We start from the raw sequence: 5,540 nt of genomic DNA, 5'->3' as shown, positions 1-5,540 counted from the left end.
GGAGCTCTACTCATCGCAAAATTATTTGTAAACGGAAAAGCCAACAATTCACCAAAAGTTATCAATATCATACCTATTATTAAAATTCCAATCCAACTAGAAGTGTTTAATATTAAAAAACTTAACGCAAATAACACCAAGCTCCAAGTTATTATTCTTAGTTTATTAAATAGTTTTTTTTCTATATAATGAATTATAGGCATTTCAAACAGAAAAATTACAAATCCGTTTAATGCCATTAGCAATCCAATTTCTACTTCGGTTAATTTATGTACCGCTTTATAATACAGCGGCATTGTTGTAAATAATTGCAAAAATACAAAGCCCATTAAAAAAACCACTCCTAAAAAGATCCAATATGCTTTATCTTTATAAATGGATGTTACAATGCTTTCTATTGAGTCTTCTATTTTTTTAGTATGAAATTTCTTTTCTTTCAATACAATTCTCATTAATAATATAGCTGCAATACAAGTAATTCCATCAATCCAAAAAAGACTTGAATAACTTAGGGTTGTAATAATAATTCCACCTAAAAAAGGCCCAAACGAAAAACCTAAGTTTATTGCTAAACGAATTAAAGTTAATGATCTTGTTTGGTTTTCAGGCTTGCTATACGCTTTTAACGATACAAACATTGCCGGTCTAAACGTATCAGCAACAGTCATTGTTAAAAATATACCAATTGCAAAACCGTAAAATGTAGATACATATTGCAAACCTATAAATAGAAACCCTGTTAACAACAAACTCCAAAACATCACTTGATAAAAACCAATTTTATCTGTTAACTTCCCTCCTAACCATGAACCTAATAATGATCCAACTCCAAAACTTGTCATAACCCAACCTACTTGAGCTAAAGATAAATTTAAATCTTCGGTTAAATACAATGACAAGAAAGGCAATACCATTGTACCAGCCCTATTTATAAATGTAATTAAAGCTAACCACCAAACTTCTTTTGATAGCCCTCTAAATGAATCTTGGTAACTATTTACCGCTCTTTTTACCATACTATAAAATTAAAAAACCCAGCTTATAGCCGGGTTAAATATGAATTGAAATTATTTATTATTGAATAACTATAACATATATACATCCCGGTAGTTTTTTAAAAACCACTTAATTACGGTATTATATTGTTTGCAATTATTCATAAAATTATCTGATTTATTTGCCAAATCTACAAAATTTATTCAATTAACAATGTTTTTTTATCAAACGAATAATATTTAGTATTTTTAAGCCTCAAAATATACCCTAATGAAAAATTTATTTTTTGCTTTACTAATAGTTTCAATTTCAATCTCTTGTACAACTAATAAAATGTCTTATGAAGATGAAATTAAATTAGTTCAATATGAATTAAACTTACAATATGCCGATGCTGAAGAATCGCCACTAACTGAAGAAGATTTAAAGACTTTTAAAGCATTAGAATTCTTTGAAATTGATAAAAAATATAGGGTTGAAGCAACTTTTGAATTAACCCCAAATACTCCAATTTTTGAAATGCCCACTACCACCGAAAGGCTTCCTTTGTATCGAAAATATGGTATTGCACGTTTTTCATTAAATGGAAAAAAAATTGAATTAAGCCTTTATCAAAGTCAGAGTTTGTTAACAGATATTGAATATGAAGATTATTTATTTTTACCCTTTAATGATGCTTCAAATGGTACAACAAGTTACGGAGGCGGTAGATTTCTCGATTTAAAAATTCCGTCAGAAGATAGCAAAACAATAGTTATAGATTTTAATAAAGCTTACAATCCATATTGTGCCTATAATGGTAAATATTCTTGCCCTATCCCACCTTCAGAGAATACTATTCCTATTGAAATTTTGGCAGGTGTAAAAGCTTATGGAAAACATCATTAAAAAAAAACCCATTCAAAAAATTTCTGAATGGGCTAAAACTTAACTTAATTAATCAATACTTATTTTAAGTTTTTTTTTAAAGTGAAATTACGAATACCAAATATGCATCTTCAGTATCTGGATTGAATATTGCTGATGCAGAAACACCTAAGCTAAATGCATCTGTCATTTTAATATCTTTTGAAGCAGACAACCCAAAATTAGTAACTGCAAACTCACCATCAATTGAGTAAATTTCATTTCCTGCACCAACAAATGCACTTAACTCTGTTTCTCCAATTGTGAATGGATAACCCACTTCTGTATATACTGAATTAGCATCATCATTATAAACGTTAACACCTAACATTATTGATAATGGAAATTTTTCTACCCCATCAAAACTAATAGTTGCTTCACCTACGTGATTTTTCATTTGAAAATACCCATCTGATATCCCATCTACTGGAAATGCATAATCCGTAAATCCAAATGATACAGCCCCAAAAGAGTAACCTGCATAAAAATCAAATTCTTGGCCAACAACTTGCCCACCTGTCTCATAAGAAGCCCAAGCCCCTAAAGTGAAATTTCCTGAAGTATATTCAGCATAAGGCTGTACAGCAGGAGAATCAGAGAATTCCAGCCCTCTCCATACATATCTACTTGCAAAATCTACTCCAATATCAAATGAAGCATTTGATATTTCATCTTCTTGAGCTTTTATTGTACTAATTGACAAAATCGTTATCAATATTAATACTGTTTTTTTAATTGTTTTCATTTTTTTTATTTTTAGTTAATTAATGTCGGTTTGAACGGTAATAAAAATAATCATCCATACCATGAATGTCAATATTCAAACTATTACCTTCTTTTTCTTTCCCATCTCTTAATTCAATTAAGCTCTTTAATATAAATAATAATGCCGCTCTTTTAATTGCTTTCATTGCTCCAAATATTAAGGTTAATTTTTAATTATATTTAGCTGTTTATTTTATATATTTTAATTATTATAAATACTCATATCATGTTCATGCATGTCTAACCCATCTTCTTCTTCAACTTTAGACACTCTTAACCCAATAGTTTTCTTCAAAACAAATAGTACTATAAATGAAGTTCCTATTGCCCAAGCTGCAATTGAAAATACACCAATAGCTTGCACCCCTAATTGATGAAATCCTCCACCATATAATAATCCGCCATCTGTAGCAAATACACCAACCAATAATGTTCCTAATGCACCTGTTACACCATGTACTGAAATAGCCCCAACAGGATCATCAATTTTTAACTTTTTATCAATAAAATCAATAGAAAATACCACAACAACACCTGCTATAATTCCAATTATAAATGCACCTAATGGGCTAACTGCTGCGCAACCTGCAGTAATTGCGACTAATCCTGCTAAAGCACCATTCAGGGTCATGGAAATATCTGGTTTCCCATAGCTTATCCAAGTAACAATCATTGCTGTAATTGCTGCAGCTGCAGCTGCAAGGTTTGTAGTAATAATAATTCCTGCAACAGCATTTGCATTATCACCCGATATTGCTAATTGAGAGCCCGCGTTAAATCCAAACCAACCAAGCCACAATATGAAAACCCCCAACGATCCAATAAGTAAATTATGCCCTGGAATAGCGTTTGATTTTCCATTGGTATATTTTCCTATTCTAGGACCTATTAAAATTGCACCTACTAAGGCAGCCCATCCACCAACAGAATGAACTACTGTTGAACCCGCAAAGTCTATAAATCCAAGGTTAGTTAACCAACCACTACCTTGCCAAACCCAGTGACCAGATATTGGATAAATTATAACTGTCATCACAAAAGAAAAGATAATATATGTAGAAAATTTTGTTCTACCTGCAACAGCTCCTGACACAATTGTAGCGGCAGTTGCAGCAAATACAGTCTGAAAGAATAAATTATGCATATTTTCAGCATCATCAAAGAATAAAGTTGGAGTTCCTATTAAAGAACCAATAGTTTCCCCATACATTACTGTATAACCTATGGCCCAAAAACCAAGACTCCCAATACAAAGGTCCATGATATTTTTCATTATTATATTTCCAGCATTTTTTGATCTGGTAAATCCAGTTTCAACAAGCGTAAATCCAGCTTGCATAAAAAATACTAAAATTCCGCAGATTACAATCCACATTAAATCCAATACAGCGTTAGCATCCATAATATATATTTTTAATTAGTTTAATTTTTTTATTGTTTTTATTTAAGTGCATCACTACCTTTCTCTCCTGTTCTTATTCTATAAGACTCTATAATATCAGATACAAATATTTTTCCATCTCCAACAACTCCTGTATAAGCGGATTTTATCAAAGCATCAACCGTTATTTCTAAAAATGGATCAGAAACTATGATTGACAAAAATCTTCGCTGAATATCTGAAGTACTATAGCTTACACCTCGATAAACATGTCCTTGTTTTTCATGTCCAACTCCTGTTACATCCCAGTAACTAAAAAAATTGACTTCAATTTGATGCAAAGCATCTTTTACTTCGTCAAATTTTGATTTTCGAATAATTGCTTCGATTTTCTTCATAATAAAAATTATTTTTTTGATTGATTTCGAGTCAAAATTAAAAATATATTTTTTTACCCCCTAATTTTTTATGGGTCATTGTTTAATTTTTATGCTTTTTTGTAATTTTACCCTATTTTATTATGGGGTATGTAATTATAATTGTATTATTTTATGAATCACCCACAGATTCACAAGGGTAAAATTCAAAAAATGAAGAAAAAATGAGTTTTACACCCCTAAATTTTAGGGGTATATAAATAATTATTATTTGTTTTGATAATAAAAAGTAAGTAATTACATACTTAGTAAAGTACTAAGTCTATTTCTTATTAAAGAAATTTCGAAATATATAGTCCTAAAAAAACAGCTAAAAAGCCAAGAACTAAAGAAGACAGTGTATATGGTAGAAAGCTAAAGTAATCACCATTTTTAATTAATAAATGATTTTCATATGCAAACGCTGAAAAAGTGGTAAAACCACCACAAAAACCAGTAGCAAGTACTAATGACTGACTTTGCGACATATTCCCTGTTTTACCCAAATAACCCAAAATCATTCCAATTAACAAACTTCCAAGTACATTTGATAACAGGGTTCCGTAAGGAATAGCATTTTCGAGGTTATTAAACCATTTTGATACAAAATACCTCGCAACACTTCCAAAACCACCACCAACAAATACTAATAAAGCGTGTTTCATTTTTAAAGTTTCTAATTTTTAAAATTTAATAGCTTCAGCATCTACCCAACTCCACTTACCAATTACAGTTCCGTTTTGAAGTGTCAATATCCCAGGATTTGCTCTAATAATTGTTTTTAAAGTAGTTCCATCACAAAATAATAAATCAAAATTAAGGTTGAATTCGTTCTTTATAACTTCATATTCTTCATTCATAGAAGATGATAACAAATAAACTGAATATCCATTTTTTAAAGCTTCATCAGTAATAATTTTAATTTTTGAAAATCCTTCTACATCACTTTTACTTATATCATAAGCTACAACTAATAATACATTATCTGACATTAAAACCTGATCAGTAAAATCCTCACCATCTACAGATTCTAAAAAGAAATCATGTATTGGTGGCTCTTCATCCCCAATATATTT

General features: G+C 30.3%; 7 protein-coding genes and 1 pseudogene. 1 reads left to right on the top strand and 7 read right to left on the bottom strand.

Annotated features, from left to right (window positions below):
- Nucleotides 1-1,016 (bottom strand): MFS transporter (locus tag Q0352_RS13625; protein ID WP_299528393.1); only part of this gene is annotated, 1,016 nt, incomplete at its 3' end.
- Nucleotides 1,017-1,266: 250 nt separating this feature from the next.
- Between Q0352_RS13625 and Q0352_RS13620 the strand changes: the two genes are divergently transcribed.
- Complete coding sequence (locus Q0352_RS13620) at nucleotides 1,267-1,884, top strand: DUF1684 domain-containing protein (RefSeq protein ID WP_299528392.1); 618 nt, start codon at nucleotides 1,267-1,269, stop codon at nucleotides 1,882-1,884.
- Between the two features lie 76 nt (nucleotides 1,885-1,960).
- Here the strand turns inward: Q0352_RS13620 and Q0352_RS13615 are convergent, their stop codons facing one another.
- The 6 genes and pseudogenes from Q0352_RS13615 to Q0352_RS13590 all read right to left on the bottom strand — a co-directional run.
- Nucleotides 1,961-2,647: a hypothetical protein gene (locus Q0352_RS13615; RefSeq protein ID WP_299528391.1), complete on the bottom strand. Its 687-nt coding sequence runs from the start codon at nucleotides 2,645-2,647 to the stop codon at nucleotides 1,961-1,963.
- A 19-nt stretch (nucleotides 2,648-2,666) separates the two neighbouring features.
- The gene (locus tag Q0352_RS13610) at nucleotides 2,667-2,813 is read right to left on the bottom strand and encodes a hypothetical protein (protein WP_299528390.1); all 147 of its coding nucleotides are present in this window, start codon (nucleotides 2,811-2,813) and stop codon (nucleotides 2,667-2,669) included.
- A gap of 56 nt (nucleotides 2,814-2,869) precedes the next feature.
- A complete protein-coding gene (locus tag Q0352_RS13605) occupies nucleotides 2,870-4,069 on the bottom strand; it encodes an ammonium transporter (protein ID WP_299528389.1) in 1,200 nt (399 codons plus the stop codon).
- 38 nt (nucleotides 4,070-4,107) lie between these two features.
- A complete protein-coding gene (locus Q0352_RS13600; protein ID WP_299528388.1) occupies nucleotides 4,108-4,446 on the bottom strand; it encodes a P-II family nitrogen regulator in 339 nt (112 codons plus the stop codon).
- A gap of 311 nt (nucleotides 4,447-4,757) precedes the next feature.
- Complete coding sequence (crcB, locus tag Q0352_RS13595) at nucleotides 4,758-5,129, bottom strand: fluoride efflux transporter CrcB (protein ID WP_299528387.1); 372 nt, start codon at nucleotides 5,127-5,129, stop codon at nucleotides 4,758-4,760.
- 18 nt (nucleotides 5,130-5,147) lie between these two features.
- Nucleotides 5,148-5,540: pseudogene (locus Q0352_RS13590) on the bottom strand (DoxX family protein); the annotation flags it as partial.

It is taken from the genome of uncultured Lutibacter sp. (genome assembly GCF_937891065.1).
Classification (GTDB): domain Bacteria; phylum Bacteroidota; class Bacteroidia; order Flavobacteriales; family Flavobacteriaceae; genus Lutibacter.
This window is presented reverse-complemented; position numbering and strand designations above follow the sequence as displayed.

Excerpts from the sequence above, each read along its gene's own strand:
- Q0352_RS13605 (WP_299528389.1), bottom strand. The coding sequence starts at position 4,069 with ATGGATGCTAACGCTGTATTGGATTTAATGTGGATTGTAATCTGCGGA.
- Q0352_RS13600 (WP_299528388.1), bottom strand. The coding sequence starts at position 4,446 with ATGAAGAAAATCGAAGCAATTATTCGAAAATCAAAATTTGACGAAGTA.
- Q0352_RS13610 (WP_299528390.1), bottom strand. The coding sequence starts at position 2,813 with ATGAAAGCAATTAAAAGAGCGGCATTATTATTTATATTAAAGAGCTTA.
- crcB (WP_299528387.1), bottom strand. The coding sequence starts at position 5,129 with ATGAAACACGCTTTATTAGTATTTGTTGGTGGTGGTTTTGGAAGTGTT.
- Q0352_RS13620 (WP_299528392.1), top strand. The coding sequence starts at position 1,267 with ATGAAAAATTTATTTTTTGCTTTACTAATAGTTTCAATTTCAATCTCT.
- Q0352_RS13615 (WP_299528391.1), bottom strand. The coding sequence starts at position 2,647 with ATGAAAACAATTAAAAAAACAGTATTAATATTGATAACGATTTTGTCA.